Source organism: Xanthomonas sp. CFBP 8445, from assembly GCF_025666235.1.
Taxonomy (GTDB): domain Bacteria; phylum Pseudomonadota; class Gammaproteobacteria; order Xanthomonadales; family Xanthomonadaceae; genus Xanthomonas_A; species Xanthomonas_A indica.
Genome location: NZ_CP102594.1, coordinates 4,781,455 through 4,803,007, shown reverse-complemented (window position 1 = coordinate 4,803,007; position 21,553 = coordinate 4,781,455). Strand labels below are relative to the sequence as shown.

Below are 21,553 nucleotides of genomic sequence, written 5' to 3'. Positions count from 1 at the left end.
ACGCACGCATGATCGCCGCCCCTCTCCGCAACCTGGTCATCGTCGGCGGCGGCACCGCCGGCTGGATGGCCGCTGCCGCGCTGGCGCGTGTGCTGGGCCCCGACTACCGCATCACCTTGATCGAGTCCGAGCAGATCGGCATCGTCGGCGTCGGCGAGGCCACCGTGCCGCACATCAAGGCCTTCAACAATCTGCTCGGCATCAACGAGGCCGAGTTCGTGCGCCACACCCAGGGCAGCTTCAAGCTCGGCATCGAGTTCGCCGACTGGCAACGCCCCGGCACGTCCTACGTGCACGGCTTCGGCACCGAGATCGGGCATCCGCTCGGGCTGCTGCCGTTCCAGCAGTACTGGTTCAAGCAGGCGCTGGCCGGCAAGGCCAGGCCGCTGGGCGCCTATACGCTCAACACCGTCGCCGCCAAGCGCGACCGGTTCATGACCTCGGCCACCGATGTGCCGCCGAATTCGCCGCTGGCCAACATCGCCTACGCCTACCATTTCGATGCGGCGCTGTATGCCGGCTTCCTGCGCCGCTACGCCGAGCAGCGCCGGGTGACCCGGCGCGAGGGCATCGTCGAGGAGGTGCAATTGCATCCGGAATCGGGCGACGTGCTTTCGGTGCGGTTGGCGTCGGGCGACACGATCGCCGGCGACCTGTTCATCGATTGCTCCGGCTTCCGCGGCCTGCTGATCGAGCAGGCGTTGCACACCGGCTACCACGATTTCAGCCACTGGCTGCCGTGCGACCGCGCGCTGGCGGTGCCTTGCGCCAAGGTCGGCCCGCCGACGCCGTACACCCGCGCCACCGCGCGCGCGGCCGGCTGGCAGTGGCGCATTCCGCTGCAGCACCGCACCGGCAACGGCTACGTGTACTGCAGCGCGCACATCAGCGACGACGAGGCCGCGGCCACGCTGCTGGCCAACCTCGACGGCCCGGCCCTGGCCGATCCGCGCCCGCTGCGCTTCGTCACCGGCCGCCGCAAGCAGGTGTGGAACCGCAACGTGGTCGCGCTGGGCCTGGCCAGCGGCTTCATGGAACCGCTGGAATCGACCAGCATCCACCTGATCCAGTCCGGCATTTCCAAGCTGCTGGAATTGTTCCCGCGCGAGGGCATCAGCCCGGTGCTGGTGCGGCGCTACAACCACCGTATCGCGTTCGAGTTCGACCGCATCCGCGACTTCCTGCTGCTGCACTACCACGCCACCGAGCGCGACGACAGCACGTTCTGGCGGCACTGCCGCAGCATGCCGATCACCCCGGAACTGCAGGAGACCCTGGACTTGTTCCGCGACAGCGGCCGCTTCTACCGTAACGGCGACGAGATGTTCGCCGAGATCAGCTGGGTGCAGGTGATGGTCGGGCAGGGCATCCTGCCGCGCACCTACCACCCGCTGGTGGACCAGGTGCCGCAGGCCGATCTGGAGCGCTTCATGGCCAGCGTCGAGCAGACCATCGGCCATTGCGCCGACGCGATGCCGCCGCACCAGGCCTTCATCGACCGCTACTGCGCGGCCCGGCCCGCCTGAGCGCGACGCGGGCACAAAAAAAGAGGCCACGCGCACCAGGCGCGGGCCTCTTCAAATCCGACCGAAGCCGGAAAACGGTATGGCACATCTCCGGCAGAGCCGGACGCTGGGCATGCTACCGGCACGCCGAAGCTAAAGCAATACTTTAGAATTTATCGCCTAAGTTATTGATTTAAAATCAACGCGCAGCGCCGCCAGCCAGCGTCTCCGCGATCTCCCGTTGGATCGCCTCTGCCGCCGCGCGCGGGGCGGCGGCCTGGCGGATCGGCCGGCCGACCACGATCGCATCGGCGCCGTCGGCGAAGGCCTGGGCCACGCCCACCGTGCGCTGCTGGTCATCGCCAACCGGACCGCCCGGGCGGATGCCCGGGCAGACGATGGAGAAGCCGGCGCCGGTGGCGCGGCGGATCGGTGCGGCTTCCTGGCCGGAGGCGATCACCCCGTCGATGCCGGCTGCCTGCGCGGCCAGCGCGCGTTCCACCACCACGTCTTCGGGCGCGCGGTCGATGCCCATCGAGGCCAGGTCGGCGCGGCCCATCGAGGTCAGTACGGTCACCGCCAGCAGGCGCATGTCGCTGCCGTTGGCCTCGGCCGCGGCCTGCATCATCGGCGGGTGCCAGCCGTGGATGGTGCAGTAGTCCACCGGCCACTGCGACAGCCGCCGGATCACCCCGCCCACGGTGGCCGGGATGTCGAAGAACTTCAGGTCCACGAACACCCGCTTGCCGCGCCCGGCCAGCGTGTCCAGCACGTCGAAGTACTCGCCGGAGGCCAGCAGTTCCATGCCGATCTTGTAGAACGCCACCGCGTCGCCGAGCCGCTCGATCCACGCCAGCGCCTCGCTGCGCCCGGGCACGTCGAGGGCGAAGATCAGGCGCTCGCGCGGCGTCAGTGGCAGCGGCGCGCGGCTCACTGCGCCAGCTCCAGCGCCTGCACCTTGGCCTGGTGGCGCGCGGCCCGCGACTGGGTGAAGTCGTTGTTGAACAGCGCCGGTTCCCAGGAGCCGTAGCTGGGGTTGGGCAGCATCCACCAGCGCTCGCCGAACCAGTCGTGGTACTGCTGCAGCAATTGCGCGCGGCCTTCCGGGGTGTTGGCCACCACCTGCGCAAAGTCGCCGAGTTGGTCGCCGAACTGCATCAACACACGGTATTGCTGGCCGACCAGCTTGCGCCGGCAGTTCTTCTCCGAGCCGTTCTGCTCGCAATCCTTGACCACCGTGCCCAGGCCCAGCAACACGCTGTTGTCGGCCACCGGCAGGCCGGCGCTGCGCAGGTTGGCCAGGGTCGCGTCGGTCAGGTGCACGGCGCGGTTGGTCACGTACAGCACGGTGATGCCCTTGGCGGTGGCGGCCTTGGTGAAATCGACCACGCCGGGGATCGGCTTGGCTTTCTTCTCGGCCACCCACTGGTCCCAGGTGACCTCGTCGTATTCCTTGCCGTTGCGGATCAGCCGCGCCTGGTAGGGCGAGTTGTCCAGCACCGTTTCGTCCACGTCCATCACCACCGCCGGCTTCAACCCGGTGGCGGCGTTGCCGCGCTCCTCCGGCACCAGCGCGTCCCAGTTCGGTTCCTTCAGTGCCGCGTCCAGCCGGTCGGCGGCGGCGCGGTAGGTCTGCTCGGCCAGGGCCTGGTACTCGGCCGAGCGCTGCATCCACAGCACCGCGTTGAGATTGTCGTCGGCAGCGCCCGGGGCAGCAGCGGACGCGGTCGACGCGGCATTGGCGGTGGCGGCCGGCTTGGCGGCGGGGTCGGCGACCTGTGCTTGCGGCTTGCAGGCGGACAGGGCGAGCACGGCGCAGGCCAGTGCGGTGCGGGCGATCGGCGTCATCGGGCGTGGGAACCTGGGCAAATGAACCGCGGATTTTAGCCGGTTGCGATGACAGGCGTGCCGGGGCGTCTGGCACTGCTGCGCAGGGCGTGGCCGCCACGAGGCGATCGCCTCGGCCGCCTGGGTGCAGGGCGAGCCGACACTGCGAAGGACCGCCGCCGTTGCTGCGTCGACGCCGGGTCCGCTGTCGGTGTGGACGCAACGTCTGCACCCGGAGTGTCGCGCCGAGGGCAGTTGTTGTTTCAGGACGAGACCCTGCGGCTTGGCACGGCGATGCGACGGCGCCACGCATGGTGCTGCAGCGGCCATGGGATGCGTGACGAGTGTCACCAAAAAAAGCGGCATAACGCACGTAAATGCTTGTTTTGAAGGGAATTTCCCGACACCGCGTGGGGAGTTTCCGGATCGCGCCGCGCTGTGGTTTGCACCACACTTATCAGTACGGAAAACCGCGAGACGCGGCGCCTCGCGCGCTGCGGCGCGATCGCGTCTGCGCATGCAGGCAAACGCCGGAAGCGTCACAGGGGACGTTGCAGTGGACAGCTGGAGAAAAGGAACTTCTCGCGTCGTGTTGGCCGCGTGCCTGCTTGCCGGCGTGCGCCTGGCACAGGCGCAGGAACCGCCGAGCACGCTCGACCGCCAGGAGCAGCTGCGCCAGGCCGAGCAAGTGCAGCGGCAGCAGGAGCAGGACCGGCAGGCGCCGTTCGTGGGCCCGCGCGAGGCCGAGGCGCCGGCCGACATGCGCAGCACCAGCTTGCCGACCGAAGCACTGTGCTTCCCGATCAAGCGCATCCGCCTCAGCGGCGCCGGCCCCGATGCGGCGCGTTTTTCCTGGCTGTGGCAATCGCTGCGCCGCTACGAGGGCCGCTGCATCGGCACGGCCGGCATCGACCTGATCCGCCGCCGTGCGCTGGACCAACTGGTCGCGCGCGGCTTCGTCACCACCCGCCTCGGCGTGCCGGCGCAGGACCTGTCCCGCGGCGAGCTGCGCTTCGAGCTGCTGCCCGGGCGCCTGCGCCAGGTGCGCGTGCAGTCGGCGGACGGCCGCGTGTTCTGGCGCGGTGCGCTGCCGCTGCGGCCGGGCGATGTGCTGGACCTGCGCGCGATCGAACAGGGCGTGGAGCAGTTCAAGCGGGTGCCGTCGCAGGACGCCAAGATCGATATCGCCCCGGGCGAGCAGCCGGGCGAATCGGACCTGCTGATCACCGTGCAGCGCAGCAAGCGCTGGCGCGCGGTGCTCAACGCCGACGACTCCGGCGTGCAGGCGACCGGCCGCTACCAGGGCGGCGTCGACTTCGCCCTGGATGCGCCGCTGGGCATCAACGACCTGCTCTCGATCGGCTACAACCACGACCTGGTCGATGACGGCGCCGCCCGCGGCACGCGCGGCAACAGCCTGTCCTACAGCGTGCCGTGGGGCTGGTGGACGTTCTCCCTGTCGCTGTCGTCGTACCGCTACCACCAGCAGGTGGACGGCTTCCGCCAGAGCTTCCAGTCCAGCGGCAGCTCCGACAGCGCGCAACTGGATCTGCAGCGGGTGATCCACCGCACCGGCACCAGCAAGACCACGCTGGGCATGGTGGTGGCCAAGCGCGCGGCGCGCAGTTACCTGGACGGCGTGGAGATCGGCATCCAGCGCCGCCACACCACCAGCGCCGAGCTCTACCTCAGCCATCGCCACTACCTGGGCAAGCTGCAGCTGGACACGCGCCTGGGCCATCGCCGCGGTACCCCGTGGTTCGACGGGCAGTGGACCGGCTACGACCCGGCAGTGGGCTTCCCCGGCTACCGCTACGGCGTCACCACGCTCGACGTCAGCGCCGGCCTGCCGTTCGCGCTGGGCCCCGTGGCGATGAGCTGGGACAGCAGCCTGCATGCGCAGACCTCGCCGCAACTGCTGCTGGGCTCGGAATTCATCACCCTGGGCGGACGCTACAGCGTGCGCGGCTTCGACGGCGAACGCACCCTCGGCGCCGAGCGCGGCGCGTACTGGCGCAACACCCTCAACCTGCCGGTGCAGCGCCTGGGCATCACCCCGTACCTGGGCGTGGATGCCGGCCGCATCGCCGGACCGAGCGCTGCCGGCCAAGCCGGGCGCAGCCTGGTCGGCGGTTTCGTCGGCGTGCGCGGTGCGCGCGGTGGGCTCAGTTGGGATGGCTTTGCCGGCTGGGACCTGCACGCACCGCGCGACTTCCACAGCGCGCAGCCGGCCTACGGCGTGCGCCTGATCTACCAGTTCTGACACGGCCTGCCGCCGGCCGGCGGCAGGCAACGCGATGGGTTTTGCCGCGGTGAGCGGCACGAGAGACACGACGATGCACATGGACCGTACCGACCGCCGCCACCGCCTGCTCGAGCCACTCAAGCGCGGCCTCGCCGCCTTGCTGTGCTGCACCGTCACCTGGACCTCGCTGCCGCTGTACGCGCAGGTCGCGCCGGTCGCCAATCCGGACGGACGCCAGCCCGGCCAGCAGGCCGCGGCCAACGGCGTGCCAGTGGTCGACATCGTCGCCCCCAACGCGCGCGGCGTTTCGCACAACCGCTACTCGCGCTTCGATGTCGGCAGCAACGGCCTGATCCTCAACAACAGCGCGCAGATCTCCAAGACCGAGCTTGGCGGCTACATCGCCGGCAACGACAACCTGAAGAACAGCGGCGCGGCCACGCTGATCCTCAACGAAGTCACCTCCACCACCAGCCGCCTGCAGGGCTATACCGAAATCGCCGGGGCCAAGGCGCAGCTGGTGATCGCCAACCCCAACGGCATCGTCTGCGACGGCTGCGGCTTCCTCAACACCTCGCGCGTCACCTTGGCTACCGGCACCCCGCTGCTCGGCGCCGATGGCGCCTTGAACGGCTTCTCCATCACCGGCGGCGCGCTGAGCGTCGGCAGCAACGGCCTGGACGCGTACAACGTCGACCGCCTGGACCTGCTGTCGCGGCAGTTGAGCGTGGGCGGGTCGGTGTGGGCCAAGGACCTGCTGGCCAGCGCCGGTGCGCAGCGCATCGGTTACGACGGCATGCTGCTGGAGGTGCTGCCGGGCAGCGATGGCGCAGCGCCGGCGATCGGCATCGACGTGGCGTACCTGGGCGGCATGTACGCCGACCGCATCCGCCTGATCGCCACCGAGGCCGGCGTGGGCGTGGTCAGCCGCGGCACCCTGTCCGCGCAGAGCGGCAGCCTGCAGATCGACAGCGCCGGCCAGCTCAGCCTGGCCGGCACCGCGGTGGCCCGCGACGACGTCGACCTGCGCGCGACCGGCGCGCTGAGCCAGCAGGGCGTGCTTGGTTCGCAGCAGGCCGGCGTGCGCCTGCGCGCCGCGCATCTGACGCTGAGCGGCGACACCATCGCCCGCGGCCTGCTCGACGCCGCCGCCAGCGGCGCGCTGGCGCACAGCGGGCGCAGCAGCGCCGGCGCCATCACCCTGTTCGGCTCGGAACTGGACGCCGGCGGCAGCCTCTACAGCGGCGGCGATCTGGCGCTGAGCGCCAGCGGCGAATTGCGCAGCAGCGGCAGCGCCTACGCCGGTGGCGCAGCGCAGCTGCAGGCCGGAGCGGCCTGGCTGCAGCAAGGCGGCACCGTGCAGAGCGCCGGCAGCCTTGCAGTGCAGGCGGCGCGGATCGATGCCGCCGGCGTGCTCGACGCCGGCGCCGGCCTCAGCCTGCGCAGCGACGCCGACATGCGCCTGTCCGGCCTTGCGCAATCCTGGCAGGACGCGAGCGTGCAGGCCGGCGGACGCGTGGACACGCTCGGCCAGCTCAGCGCCGGCGGGCGCCTGGACCTGGGCGCGGCGGCGATCGGCAATGCGGCCAGTGCGGTGGTCTCGGCCGGCGGCGACGTCGCGCTGGCGACGCCGGGCGCGCTCGACAACGCCGGCACGTTGTACGCCGGCCGCGACCTGCGCATCGACGCGGCCAGCGTCGGCAACACCGGCGGCAGCTACGCCGGGCGCAACGCCACGCTCGCCACCACCGCGGCGCTGAACAACAGCGGCAGCCTGGTCGCCGGTGCCGCGTTGAGCGTGGACGCGGCGCAACTGCGTAGCAGCGGCGAACTCGGCAGCCAGGGCGGCGACGTCGCCCTACGCAGCCGCGGCGACCTGGCCCTGGCCGGACAGGTCGCGGCCAAAGGCGCGCTGACCGCGCAGGCCGGCGGCGCCTTGCTGCAATCGGGCACCCTGGGCGCGGGCAGCGCGCAACTGCAGGCGGCCGGCGACGCCACGCTGGACGGTGTGGTCCGCACCGATGGCAATCTGCAGTTGAGCGCCGATGGCCAGTTGCGCAGCAGCGCCACCCTGGTCGCCGGCGGCAACACCACGCTGCACGCGCAGGGCGCGTTGCTGCAGAGCGGGCAGGTGCAGACCGGCGGCGCATTGGCGCTGGATGGCGCCAGCATCGCCCAGGCCGGCGTGCTGGATGCCGGCACGACCCTGGCGCTGCGCAGCGCCGGCGACCTGTCGCTGGCCGGCACCGTGCAGTCGCGTGGCGACCTCGCGCTGACCGGCGCCGGGGCGCTGCAGAACCAGGCCCAGGTCGTGGCCGGCGGCGCGCTCAGCGCCAACGCCAGCGCCCTGAGCAACGCCGCCGGCGCCAGCCTGTCGGCCTTGGGCGACGCCAGCCTGACCAGCGCCAGTGCGCTGTCCAACGATGGCCAGCTGTACGCCGGTGGCGCGCTCGGCCTGAGCGCCGGCAGCCTCGTGCAGACCGGTTCGGCCAATGCCGGCACGACGCTGACGCTGACCGTCGATGGCGCCGTTGCCAACCAGGGCAACCTGGTCGGCGGCAGCGATGTGCAGGTCGATGCCGGCAGTCTCGCCAGCAGCGGCCAACTCGGTAGCCAGCACGGCCAGGTCGCGCTGAACAGCCGCGGCGATCTGCAACTCGATGGCGTCGTCGTGGCCGCCGGCGCCTTGAACGCGCAGGCGCTCGGCGATCTGCAGCAGCGCGGCAGCCTGCGTGCGGCCGGCGTGCAGCTCGCTGCCGCGGGCGACCTAGGCGTGGCCGGCACCGTGCAGAGCACCGACACCCTGCAACTGCAGGCGCAGCGCGCGCTGCGCGTGGACGGCCAGGCCAGCGCGAGCGGCGCGGTCAGCGTCAGTGGCGCCAGCGTCGCACTGGGCAGCGGTGCCATCCTGCAGAGCGCGACCGCCCTGCAGATGGACACGGCGGCCCTGGACAGCCAGGGCACGCTGGACGCGGGCACCGATCTACGCCTGCACAGCACGGGCGACATGCACCTGGGCGGCCTCGCCCAGGCCGGGCGCGATGTCGCGGTGCTGGCCGACGGCACCCTCGACAACCAAGCCAAGGTGTTCGCCGGGCGTGCGCTGCAACTCACCGCCGCCAGCGCCAACAACCAGGCGCAAGGCCAGTGGCTCGCGCAGACGACACTCGATGCCAGCGTGCAGGGCAACTTCGACAACGCCGGTCTGGTACAGGCTGGTCAGGCGGCGACCTTGACCGTGGGCAACCTGCAACAGAGTGGCCGCACCTATGCCGGCGATACGTTGACCGTGCAGGCAACGACCGCGTTGGGCAATACCGGCGATCTGATCGGCAAGCACGATGTGGCGATCAGCGCCGGCAGCGTCGCCAGCAGCGGCCAGTTGGGCAGCCAGGACGGCCAACTGAGCGTGACTAGTGCAGGCGATCTGCAACTCACCGGCACCCAGGTCGCGGGCACCGCGCTGCATCTGCAGGCGGCGGGCGATCTGTTGCACGCCGGCACCAGCAAGGCGCAATCGGCGCAACTGGAAGCCGGGCGCGACCTGAGCCTGGCCGGCACGCTGCAAAGCGCCGGCACCCTGCAGGCGCAGGCGCAACGTGCGCTGCAACTCGATGGACAGGCGCTGGCCGGCGGCAGCGTGCAGCTGCGTGGTGCCAGCGTTGGCACTGGCAGCGCCGCGGTGCTGCAGAGCACGGCGGACATCGCCGTGGACGGCGGCAGCATCGACAGCCAGGGTGCGCTCGACGCCGCCACCGATCTGACCCTGCGCAGCCAGGACACACTGCGCCTGGCCGGCATCGTCCAGGGCGGCAACGACGTGCGGCTGACCGCCGCGGGTGCGTTCGACAACAGCGCCCGCGTGGTGGCCGGGCGCGACCTGCAGTCGCAGGCGGGCAGCGCGGTCAACCGTGCCGCCGGCACGCTGGCCGCTGGTCGCGCGCTGGATCTGCACATCGATGGATTGCTCGACAACGCCGGCCTGCTGCGTGGCGAGCAGGCGCTGACCCTGCAGGCCGGCAGCCTGCAGCACAGCGGCACGCTCTCCACCGGCCAGGCGCTGACGCTGCGCAGCAGCGGCGCGGTCGACAACCGCGGCAACGTGATCGCTGGCGGCGATCTGCTGGTGGACGTGGGCAGCCTCAGCAGCAGCGGTCAGCTCGGCAGCCAGAACGGCCAGGTCACGCTCACCAGCCAGGGCGACCTGCAGTTGGGCGGCAGCGTCATCGCCGCGCAGGCACTGAACGCCACCGCGCTGGGCGACCTGCGTCTGGATGGCGTGGCCAAGGCGCGCGTGATCGCCTTGAGTGGGCGCGATGTCGGCGTCGCCGGTGGATTGCAGAGCGCGACCGGCGCGACGCTGCAGGCGCAACGCGCGCTGAGCGTCGATGGCCAGGCGCTGACCAGCGGCGATCTGCAATTGCAAGGCGCCAGCGTCGCCACCGGCAACGCCGCGGTGCTGCAGAGCACGGCCGGCGCGATCACCCTGCAGGGCGGCAGCATCGACAGCCGCGGCACGCTCGACGCTGGCACCGATCTGGGCCTGCGCAGCGACGGCAACCTGGCCGTGGCCGGCGTGGCCCAGGCCGGGCGCGACGTCGTCCTCACCGCGGGAGCGCAGCTGACCAATGCCGGACAGGTCCTGGCCGGGCGCGATCTCACCGTCACCGCCGCCGGCATCGCCAACGCCACCGGCGCCAGCCTCGCCGCGCGCGGCGCGCTGGGCCTGACCACCGCCGGCACGCTCGCCAATGCCGGCACCCTTCAGTCGGGCCAGGCGATGACCCTCCAGGTCGGCGACCTGCAGCACAGCGGCCAGGCCTATGCCGGCGACGCGCTGAGCCTGCACGCCAGCGGCGCCATCGACAGCCAGGGCGACCTGATCGCCAAGCGCGACCTGCAACTCGACGCCGCGCGCATCGCCAGCACCGGCCAGCTCGGCAGCCAGAGCGGCCAGGTGACGCTGACCAGCCAGGGCGACCTGACGCTGGGCGGCACCGTCGCCGCGGCAACCCAGCTCAGCGCGCAGGCACAGGGCGATCTGGTGCAGGCCGGCACGCTCAGCGCGCAGGCACTGGACCTGCGCGCCGGCCGCGACCTGACCGTGGGCGGCCAGCTCGCCACCACGCAGGGACTGCAGGCGCAGGCGCAGCGCGACCTGCAAGTGAACGGCAGCCTCAGCGCCGGCCAGGACGCCGCCCTGCAGGCCGGCGGCACCCTGCGCAGTGGCAACCAGAGCGTGCTGCACAGCGCCGGCGCGCTGCAGTTGAACGGCGCGGCCATCGACAGCCAGGGCACCGTCGACGCCGGCACCACGCTGGCGATGACCAGCACGGGCGATCTCGCACTCGGTGGCCTGGTGCAGTCCGCTTCGACGCTCGACCTGCGCGCCACCGGTGCCCTTAACAATGCCGCCCAAGTGGTCGCCGGCACCGACCTGAGCATTACCGCCGCCAGCGCCACCAACAGCGCCAGCGGCATGCTCGCCGCCCTGGGCAATGGCACCTTCACCGTGAGCGGCCTGCTCAGCAACGCCGGCGCGCTGCGTGCGCGCCAGCGCCTGCAACTGGACGTCGGTTCGCTGCAGCAGACCGGGCGCAGCTACGGCGTGCAGCGCCTGGCGCTGATCGCCAACGGTACGGTCGATAACAGCGGCGACCTGATCGCCGGCAGCGCCCTGCGCGTGCAGGCGGCCAGCGTCGCCAGTAGCGGCCAGCTCGGCAGCGAGACCGGCGACGTGGCCCTGGTCAGCCAGGGCGATCTGAATCTGGGCGGCACCCTGGCCTCGGCCGGCGCCTTCAGCGCACAAGCTGGCGGCGCGCTGACCCAGAGCGGCGCCCTCAGCGCCGCGACCACGCTGCAACTGCAATCGTACGGCGACCTGACCGTGGCCGGCACGCTCAACGCCAACCAGGTGGTGCTCGGCAGCGACGCCAGCGTGCTCCAGCACGGCACCGTCAGCGGTGCGGACATCGCGCTGCAGGGCCAGCGCATCGACAACGCCGGGCAGACCCTGTCCAGCGGCAACCTGCGCCTGAGCGGCGGCACGGTTGCCATCGGCGGCGTGGCCGCGGCCGGCGTGCGCAGCGATGGCAGCCTGGGCAACAGCGGGACGCTGACCCTGCATGCCGACGGCACGCTCAGCGCCAGCGGCCGCCTGATCGCCGCCGGCAACCTCGCCGCCGATGCCGCACAACTCGCGCTGGCCGGCAGCACCGTCCGTGTCGGCGGCGACGTCGCCCTGACCGCGAGCGGCGACGTGGATCACCGCGGCGCCGACCTGCTGGCCGGCGGCCTGCTCACCGTGCGCGCCGGTGGCGCACTGGACAACAGCGCGCTCAACGGTGTCGGCGGCACGCTGCAGGCGGCGGGCCTGGACCTGAGCGCGGCGACGCTGCGCAATGGCAATGGCGCCCTCGTGCAGAGCGGCAGCGGCACCACCCGCATCGCCGTCACCGGTGCGTTCGACAACGGCAGCGGCCGCCTGGTCAGCAACGGCAACGACCTGCAACTGGGCGCGGCGTCGATCAACAATGCGCAAGGGCGCATCGAACACGCCGGTAGCGGCACCCTCACGGTGAGCAGCGCCGGCGCGCTGGGCAATGCCGGCGGTCGCATCCTCACCCAAGGCCAGCTGCAACTTAGCGCCGGCAGCACGCTCGACAACCAGGGCGGCGCCATTGCCGCGGCCGGCGATGCCAGCGTCACCGCGGCCGGACTGGGCAACGTCGGCGGCAACGTGTCCGCGCGCGGCCTGAACCTGCAACTGGGCAACGGCGCGCTCGACAACCGTAGCGGCGTGGTGCAGGCCGCCGGCGGCAGCCTCATGCTGCACGCCGACAGCCTCGACAACCGCGGCGGTACGTTGCAGGCGGTGAGCGTCAACGGTGTCGGCGGCGACCTGCGTGCCGATCTGGCGCATGCGCTGACCAACGATCGTGGCCTGCTCGGCGCCAGCACCGACCTGACCCTCGGCGCAGAGAACGTCAGCAACAGCGCCGGCACCCTGCAGGCCGGGCGCGATCTGGCGTTGACCGCGCGCGGCCAGCTCGACAACCACCAGAGCGGCCGCATCGGCGCCGCCCGCGATCTCAGCGTCGCGGTCACCGGTGCGCTGCTCAACAGCGGCGGCCAGCTCGACAGCGGCAACGCCATGACCCTGTCCGGCGGCCGCATCGACAACAGCCAGGGCAGCATCGTCAACAACGGCGGCGGCCTGACCCGGCTCACTACCGGCGGCGACCTGCGCAACGTCGGCGGCAGCCTGGGCGGGCGCGGCAGCGTCGTGCTCGACGCCGCCAGCATCGCCAACGGCAGCGGGCAACTGGTGGCCGGCGGCGACCTGATCGCCAACACCAATGCGCTCGACAACCAGGGCGGCAGCGTCTACGCCGGCGGCAGCATGCTGCTGCAGCGGAGCGGCGCGACGCTCGACAACCGCAGCGGCAAGATCAAGGCCGAACAGGCGGTGCGCCTGACCCTGCAGAGCCTGAGCAACAGCGGCGGCCAGATCGGCGCCGGCAGCAGCACCGGCGGCGTGGGCGACGTGGTCATCGACACCGTCGGCTTCGACGGCGGCGGCAGCATCCTCGGCCAGAACCTGCTCGACCTGACCATCCGCAGCGATTACACCCACCGCGCCGGTGCCGACATCACCAGCAACGGCGACTTCCGCCTGGCGGTGGGCGGCAACTTCGTCAACGCCTCGACGCTGCAGGCCGGGCGCAGTCTCGGCATCAACGCCAGCAACATCAGCAATCTCGCCGGCGCCAGCATGCGCTCTGGCAACGTGCAGTTGAACACCGGCGGCAGCGTCACCAATGCCGGCGACCTTTCCGCCAGCGGCAACCTGCAGGTCACTGCCGGGTCGGTGTCCAACACCGGCAGCCTGGTCGGCGGCAACGTGCTGGTGGACACCGGCACCCTGGTCAACGGTGCCGACCTGGGCAGCGCCACCGACAACGCCGCCTACGGCAGTGCGCTGATCGGCGCCACCAGCGGCATGACCTTGCTGGTGCGCGACCAGTTGGTCAACCGCGATGCGAAGATCTTCAGCCTCGGCAACATCGCCATCGGCGCCGCGCGCGACGGCAACGGCACCCTCACCGCGCGCACCGGCACGCTGGACAACGTCTCCGGCAGCATCGAGGCCGATGGCAGCATCCTGATCGCGGCCAATCAGATCAACAATCGGCGGCGGGTGCTCAATACCCAGACCGGCCCGCTGTCGGATGCGGACAAGGCGGCGGCCAATGCAGCGATGCCGAGCGAGTTGATCGAAGGCAGGGGGATCACGTATCCCAACCAGCCCTACTACATTCGCGTGCCTTATCAAGGGCCTAGCCCTGGCGTCTACCGGGAGTACTCGGTCGAGCAGCGCGAGCGCCTGATCGCAGCCAGCGCGGAAGGGCGCATCGCCGCGGGCGGCAACATCGCGCTGTCCGGCAGCGTGACCAACAACGCCTCCACCATCGCTGCGGCCGGTGCACTGCAGGTCAATCAGCGCGGGGTCGGCGGCATGGCCGACGGCATGATCACCGGCGGCGAGTCCGTGGCGAACCAGGCGTTGGCGCTGAAGCAGCAAGTGGTACAGCGTGATGTCGAGCATAAGGTCATCGCGTACATCGACGACTGTGCGATGACGCAGGTCTCCGGACCCAACGCACGCAAGAGCCCGATCTGCGGCTACAACCGCGAAAACAACGTGCTGTCGACCACCACGGTCGACTCCAGCTACATCGCCCTGGCCGCCAACATGACCGGCGGCCAGGGTGTGGCGATCAACGGCGCCACCATCAGCAACGGCGCGGTCGGTAGCGATGGCCGCAGCATCAGCGGCGCCGCCTTCAATGCCACCCAGGGTGGCGTCCTGAACCGCCGCGGCGCGCAGAGCGCTGGCGGTGCCGGCGGGATCGCCGTGCAGGCGCAAACCGCGGCGGCCGCCGGCAAGGCCACGGTCGGCAACCGTATCGTCGCTGCCAGCCTGGGTGCCATCCGCATCGACGACGGCCAGGCCACCCTGGTCGGCGGCAGCAACACCAATGCGTCGCAGGTCCAGGCCGGCGGCGTGCAGGCCCAATTCGGCGGGGCCGGCAGCGGCAGCCGCAGCCAGGTCCAGGCCGGCACCGCGCAGGCGGTGCTGACCGCCGGCACCGTGCCCGGCCAATACCAGCAGATCGATCCGGGCACCGGCCAGGTGCCGCAGGTGGTCGGCGGCGTCGGCGCGCCGCTTGGCAACATCGTGTTGCCGATGGGCGGACTGTATCGCCTGGTCGGCAGCAGCGGCGCCAGCGTCAACACGCTGGGCCGCGCCGCCAACGGCCTGGGCGGGGTCAAGGCCAACACCAGCGCCCCCGGCCGCCGCTACCTGATCGAGACCGATCCGCGCTTCGTCGACTACAACAACTTCATCAGCAGCGACTATCTGCTCGACAAGCTCGGCGTCGATCCGCAGTGGACCCAGACCCGCCTGGGCGATGGCTTCTACGAACAGCGTCTGGTCCTGGACCAGATCACCCAGCTCACCGGCCGCCGCTACCTGGGCAACTATGCCGACGGCGTGGCGCAGTACCGTGCGCTGCTGGACGGCGGCGTTGTCGAGGCCGACGCCTTGCACTTGAGCGTGGGCGTGGCGCTGACCGCCGACCAGGTCGCCGCGCTGACCCACGACATCGTGTGGATGGTGGAACAGGAGGTTCAGGGCCAGAAGGTGCTGGTGCCGGTGGTGTACCTGTCGTCGAAGACCGCGCTGACCCTGCGCAGCGACGGCGCATTGCTGGCCAGCGACAACGGCGACGTCTCGCTCAACGCCACGGCCGGCCTCAGCAACACCGGCACCATCAGCGGCGCCAACGTCAACGCCACCGCGGGCAACCTGCTCAACCAGGGCCGCATCGTGTCTAGCGGCACCGTGGCGCTGCAGGCCAAGCAGGACCTGCTCAACCTCGGCGGCCAGATCGCTGGCCGCGACGTGCTGCTCAGTGCCGGCCGTGACCTCACCAGCACCACCCGCGACGCCATCGCCGGTGGCGACCTTCGTTCGGGCATCACTGCCGGCAACAACCTGCTGCTGCAGGCCGGCCGCGACCTCAGCCTCACCGGCACGACCGTGCAGGCCGGCAACAGCGCTGCGCTGCAGGCGGGCAACAACCTCACGCTGCAGCCGACCGCATTGCGCGATGAGTCCGGTCTGATGCGCGGTGGCGATGGCACCAGCCTGACCGTCGGCAACAACCTGTCCCTGCAAGCCGGCAACGACCTGCAATTGCACGGCGTGGCGATCGCCGCCGGCGGCAACGCCGCGTTGCAGGCTGGGCACGACCTGTCGCTGACCCCGGTCACCGATGCCAACGGCAAGGCCACGGTGCGCACCAGCCTCGAGACCGGCGGCAGCCTGCAACTGGCGGCCGGCAACGACCTCACCATCCGCCAGGCGCAGGTCAAGGCCGGCGGCGACCTGATCGCCGCGGCCGGGCACGACCTCGACGTGACCTCGGTGCTGGGCGACAGCCGCACCGTCACCGACCAGACCCGCCAGGGCAAGACCAAGGTCGTCACGACCACCACGACCCAGGACATCGACCAGCAGGCACTCACCGCCGGCGGCAACCTGGTGCTCAGCGCCGGCCACGACGTCAACCTGACCGCCGCCAAGCTCGACGCCGGCAAGGGCCTGGCGGTGGTCGCAGGCAACGACCTCAACAGCACCACGCTCACCACGGTCGACAGCAGTACCACCCTGGAGACGCGCAAGCGCTTCAAGCAGACCACCAGCACCCGCGACGAGACCGTCTACGGCAGCGAGTTCACCGCCGGCGGCGACATCGCCCTGCAGTCCGGCCACGATGTGAACCTGACCGCGGCCAAGGCGTTCACGGACAAGGGGGCACTGGCCGTGTCCGCCGGCAACGACGTCAACCTGCTCGCCGAGCAGGAGCAGCACGACGCCGTGCAGGACATGCAGAAGAAGAAAAAGGGCTTCCTGTCCAGCAAGACCACGACGACGCATGACGAGTGGCACGACAGCCTGGCCGTCGGCACCTCGCTGGACGCAGGCAGCGTGCAGATCAAGGCAGGCAACGACATCGCCGTGGTCGGCTCGACCGTGCTGGCTCAGCAGGACGCGCGCCTGGTGGCCGGCAACGATGTGGCCATCGTCTCGGCGCAGGACCAGAGCAGCGAAGCGCACAGCAGCGCTCAGAAGAAGTCGGGCTTCAGCGCCAGTTTCTCCGGCGGCGTGGCCAGCCTCGGCTACGGCAAGTCGCGCAGCAGCAGCGACAGCAGCACCGAGAGCACCACCCAGGTGGCCTCCGCGGTCGGTGCCAAGAACGGCAATCTGCTGATCAGTGCGGGCGATCAACTGACCATCGGTGCCTCCGACGCCGCCGCTGGCAAGGATCTGACCCTGGCGGCCAAGGACATCGCGCTGCTCGCGGCACAGGACACGGTGGACAACCAGTCCAACCAGTCGAGCAAGTCCAGCGGCTTCTCCATCGGCGTGACCTACGACCCGGCCGCGGCGTATCGCAGCGCACGCGATTCGGCGACCAGCAACATGCCCGACAGCGGCTCGACCATGGGCAAGCTCAGCCGTCGCGCGGAGGGCGACATGGCCGGCACCGCGGCCGCGCTCACGCCGGTGGTGATCCAGGCCGGATCGCACCGCTCCAATGCCGGTCAGAACGACAGCACCAGCACTGCGCGGGTGAGCCAAGTCAGCGCCGGCGGCAACCTGACCCTGCTCGCCAGCGACGGCTCGATCACCAGCCAGGGCACGCAACTGTCGGCCGAGGGCAATGCGCTGTTGCTGGCGAGCCAGAACATCGACCTGGGCGTGGCGCATACCACCGAGTCCAGCGGCAACGACAGCCGCGGCAAGGGCTGGAGCTTCAACAATGCGGCGGGCCTGCCGTTCGGCAACTACAACCAGAAGGGCAACGGCAACGGCCAGACCGACACCATCACCGGCACGCAACTGTCGGTGGGCGGCAACGCCAGCCTGAGCACGACCAAGGGCGATATCACCCTGACCGCCAGCAATATCGCGGCACAGGGCGATGTGACCATGCACGCCGCCGGCGACCTGACCATCCAGAGCGGGCAGGACACCGCTGGCAACGCCAACGTCTCGGACAACAAGGCGATCGGCACGGTGGTCATCTCCGACACCGAGCGCTTCTCCGGTTATCACACCGAGAAGCACCGCGACGACAACGCCACGGTGACGCAGGTGGCCAGCAGCGTCGGCAGCCTGGGCGGCAACGTCAACCTGAGCGCGGGCGGCACCTATACGCAGAGCGCCAGCAACGTGGTCGCGGCCAAGGACGTGGACGTGACTGCCGCGTCGATCCAGCTGCTCACCGCCAACGACAGCCATGCCACGTCCTCGCAGGACGACACGCTGAAGATCGGTGCGTTTGCGCGGGTGAAGTCGCCACTGATCGACCTGATCAACAACGTCGATGCGGCGCGCAACTCCGACGGCAGGCTGTCGGCGATGCAGGGCATGGCGGCAGCGGCCAACGGCTATCAAGCGGCCAGCGCCATCAGCAGCATGGCCGGCGGCGCCGGCAGCGGCGCGCTGGTCAGCGTGGAAGCGGGCGTGGGCTACGCCACCAGCACGGAGAAGTACAAGGCCGGCAGCCAGACCGCGCAGGGCTCGACCATCAGCGGCGGCGGCAACGTCAGCCTGACCAGCACCAGCGGCGACCTGCACGTGGCGCAGGGCAACCTGAAGGCCGGCGACACCCTGAGCCTGGACGCGGCACGCGACCTGGTACTGGAAGCAGGCAAGTCCTCGGGCTCGGAACAGAGCAAGGGCAGCAACGCCGGATTGGAAGTGGGCGTGGGCGCCTCGGTCGGCGCGCAGACCGGCGTCTATGCCTACGCGCAGGCCAGTGTCGGCAGTCATTCCTCCAACGCCGACAGCGCCACGTGGAAGAACACGGAGCTGGCCGCGCAGAACATCGCCCTCACCTCGAAGGGCGACACCACGCTGCGCGGTGCGGTGGCCAAGGCCGACCGCATCGACGTGCAGACCGGCGGCGACCTGACCATCGAGTCGCTGCAGGACACCTCGAACATCCAGTCCAAGGAGAGCGGCTACGGCGGCCGCATCCAGGTGTCCTTCGGCACCGCCTGGGACGCCAGCGGCTACGCCAGCACGGCCAAGGCCAACGGCAACTCCTCTGGGGTGACCGAACAGTCGGGCCTGTTCGCCGGCAAGGGCGGCTACCACGTCGATGCGGGCAACGTGAACCTGGTCGGCGGCGCCATCGCCAGCACCAATGCGGACAACAGCGAACTGACCGCCACCTCGCTGACCTTCAGCGACCTGCAGAACCGGATGGGCTACTCGGCCAGTTCGGGCAGCCTCGCTGGCGGGTTCGGTAGTAGCGGTACTGGTCAATCGTCTACCGGGGCCGATGGCAGCACGGTGGGCGAGCAGGCACGAGACATCGGCAACACGATTGCCAACGGCAACTACGGCTCAGTCAACAGCGGCGGGCTGGGCGGCGGGCTGCCGATGTCCCAGAGCGGCAACGACAGCACGACCACGCGCGCCACGCTGACCGAAGGCAACATCACGATCGGCGGCAAGCGCACCACGGCGGCTGAGACGGGCATCAACACCGATGCCAGCAAGGCGAACGAAGCGCTGGCGACCTTGCCGGACGTGCGCAAGGTGCTGGCCGAGCAGCAGGCGATGGGCGCGGCGGCCGGGACGGTGCTGGAGACCAGTCGGCAGGTGGCAGGTGATATCGCCGCCAATGCGGCGAAGAAGACCGCCGAGGCGCGCGATGCCTACCTGGAAGGCCTCAATGGCGATCAGCAAGAGGCATTCGCAAAGCTGGACCCGACGGCTCAGCAGAACGTGCTGCTTAGTCAGAGCACGGCTTACAGCGACGCTTACGCCAAAGAAAAGCAATGGGGCACGGGTGGCGAATACAACCGTGCCTTGCAGGCAGTTACCACTGCACTGGTCGGTGGCGTATCCGGTCAGAGCGGCACGCAGGTGGCGAGCAATGCGCTGGCGCCGTACGCGGCGCAACTGATCGGGCAGACCTTCGACGCCAACCATGGCAGCGATCCGAACAAGTCGCTGCAGTTGCTGTCGCATGCGCTGCTGGGTGCGGTGTTGGCCGAGGCGAATGGAAGCTCCGCCGCAGGCGGTGCACTTACTGGAGCGGGTGGCGAAGCTGCAGCGCAATACCTGACCAAGACGCTCTATGGCGCCGACACCAAGCCGAGCGATCTATCCGAGCAGGACAAGCAGACAATCCTAGCGTTGTCGCAAGCGGTCGGTGCGCTTGTCGGCGGGATGACGGGCGGCAGCGTGAGCGATGCGGCGGTGGGAAGCACAGTTGCGCGGAATGCAGTGGAAAACAACTGGTTGAAGGAGAACGAGAACGAACTAAAAAAGGTTGCGCAGGCGGAATGCGCCGCCGCGAACAAGCGGTCTTGTGAGATCGTCGATGCCATCAACGAGCTAGATAAAGCACGCGATGCCGACTACGCGATCAACGTGGATTTGGCCAACGCATTGATGGATGAGGAAGGAGGAAAACACACGCTGCAGCGGTTCGACCAACTGATGGCGGACTACTGGGCGGCAAACGGTGTAGATCCAGAGGATGCCATTTTCGCTAGCACGGTGTCCCGTACATTCCCCACGAACGGGCAGAAGCTCTACAACGCACTCGATAAAATCCCGGGTGGCGTGCCTGGCATGGGCATATTTGGGATGATGCTTCCAGGGATTCTGGATCAAACCGGAACCACCGTCGCCGCATGGCAAGATCTTTATAAGCCTGGTCAGGCAACTAACTACTTTACTGGTGCATCGGTATCGGGCACGTCTGCATTCGATGAGCGATTCCTCGGTGCTGCTACTGTTGCCGAGATCCTTCTGACATCGGGCGCAAGCACTGTTGCGCGGACGGGACTCAAAGGGGTTGCTGAAACAGCAGGTGGCACAGGAGAGAAATGGGTTATTCGCTCGGTTGATGGTACTGCTACGGCGAATGTGGTGGCAGATGTTTCGAAAGGCAATGCCATTGATGCAGCTGTTTTGAATGGCTTTCCTGAACTCCCTCCGGGCTACGGTACCTTGAAGTCAGCTGGAGCGGGTGCCAATGAAACGGGTCAGCTGCCGAATGGATTTAGACGTATAGTTAACCCTGACGGCGAAACGGTTATACAGGGTCCGGCTGGTGAAATTTATGCGTCCGAGGAGACCCTTGAAGCTCTAAGGAGTTCTGCTGCACTTGGTAACGCACAGTCGGCTGATGAGGCGGTAAAGCTTACTTTTGACAAGGCAACTCGGACCTGGACAACCCCAGCAGGACTCGAATATGGACAGGGATCCGTACATGGAAATAGAATTAAACATGTTTTAGATCATGCGGTACCCAACCCGAATAAAACTACTCATAGCGTTTTCAATGTAGATCGAAAACAAGTCTTGGGATTAATTGATCAGGCTTGGTTAACAAAAGGAAGTCCTGTCCCTGGAGATCCCGGTGCTTATATCGTCCCGATGGGACGCGTTGTTGGAACCTCTGGCGAACAAAACATCAAAATAATTGTACGCCCGGGAACAAATAAGGTAATAACTGCCTATCCTGTCAAGTAGGGTTAGAGATGCTCTGTCCAAGATGTGAACAAGGCGATATTTGCACAGCCAAAATTAAATCCACCGGGAGATTGCTGTACATCTGCCAAGAATGTGAAGCTACATGGTTCTCGTCTGAGGCTGTAGGACTCGAGCCATTCGTGGATTTCGGAACATACATGGAAGCCCTAGGGCTTCCACCATTGTGGAGTTCCCTGGATGTAGTATCTGATTGTTGAAAGAGACGAGTTTGTTGATATTGGAACTACTACTAAAAAGTAGTTCCAAGATTTTATTGAAATATAGTCGCCGACCCCGCGATTGAGCGTCGCCAAGCGGTTGACAGGACGATTTATTATTTTG

At 68.9% G+C, this 21,553-nt stretch carries 5 protein-coding genes; 3 read left to right on the top strand and 2 right to left on the bottom strand.

Annotation, left to right across the window (positions count from 1 at the left end):
* The first annotated feature begins 8 nt into the window (after window positions 1-8).
* Window positions 9-1,526: a tryptophan halogenase family protein gene (locus NUG21_RS20680; RefSeq protein ID WP_263391900.1), complete on the top strand. Its 1,518-nt coding sequence runs from the start codon at window positions 9-11 to the stop codon at window positions 1,524-1,526.
* Between the two features lie 178 nt (window positions 1,527-1,704).
* On the opposite strand, the gene pyrF is transcribed toward NUG21_RS20680, so the two are convergent.
* The gene (gene pyrF / locus NUG21_RS20675) at window positions 1,705-2,439 is read right to left on the bottom strand and encodes an orotidine-5'-phosphate decarboxylase (RefSeq protein WP_263391899.1); all 735 of its coding nucleotides are present in this window, start codon (window positions 2,437-2,439) and stop codon (window positions 1,705-1,707) included.
* The gene (locus NUG21_RS20670; RefSeq protein ID WP_242082749.1) at window positions 2,436-3,353 is read right to left on the bottom strand and encodes a 5'-nucleotidase, lipoprotein e(P4) family; all 918 of its coding nucleotides are present in this window, start codon (window positions 3,351-3,353) and stop codon (window positions 2,436-2,438) included. The genes pyrF and NUG21_RS20670 overlap by 4 nt, the downstream gene beginning before the upstream one ends.
* Window positions 3,354-3,849: 496 nt before the next feature.
* Here NUG21_RS20670 and NUG21_RS20665 point away from each other — a divergent pair, with 496 nt between their 5' ends.
* Both NUG21_RS20665 and NUG21_RS20660 read left to right on the top strand, forming a co-directional pair.
* On the top strand, window positions 3,850-5,595 hold the full coding sequence (locus tag NUG21_RS20665; protein WP_263391898.1) for a ShlB/FhaC/HecB family hemolysin secretion/activation protein: 1,746 nt from the start codon (window positions 3,850-3,852) through the stop codon (window positions 5,593-5,595).
* A 79-nt stretch (window positions 5,596-5,674) separates the two neighbouring features.
* Window positions 5,675-21,211 (top strand): hemagglutinin repeat-containing protein, encoded by a 15,537-nt coding sequence (locus NUG21_RS20660; protein ID WP_263391897.1) that lies wholly within the window; start codon window positions 5,675-5,677, stop codon window positions 21,209-21,211.
* Window positions 21,212-21,553: the final 342 nt, after the last annotated feature.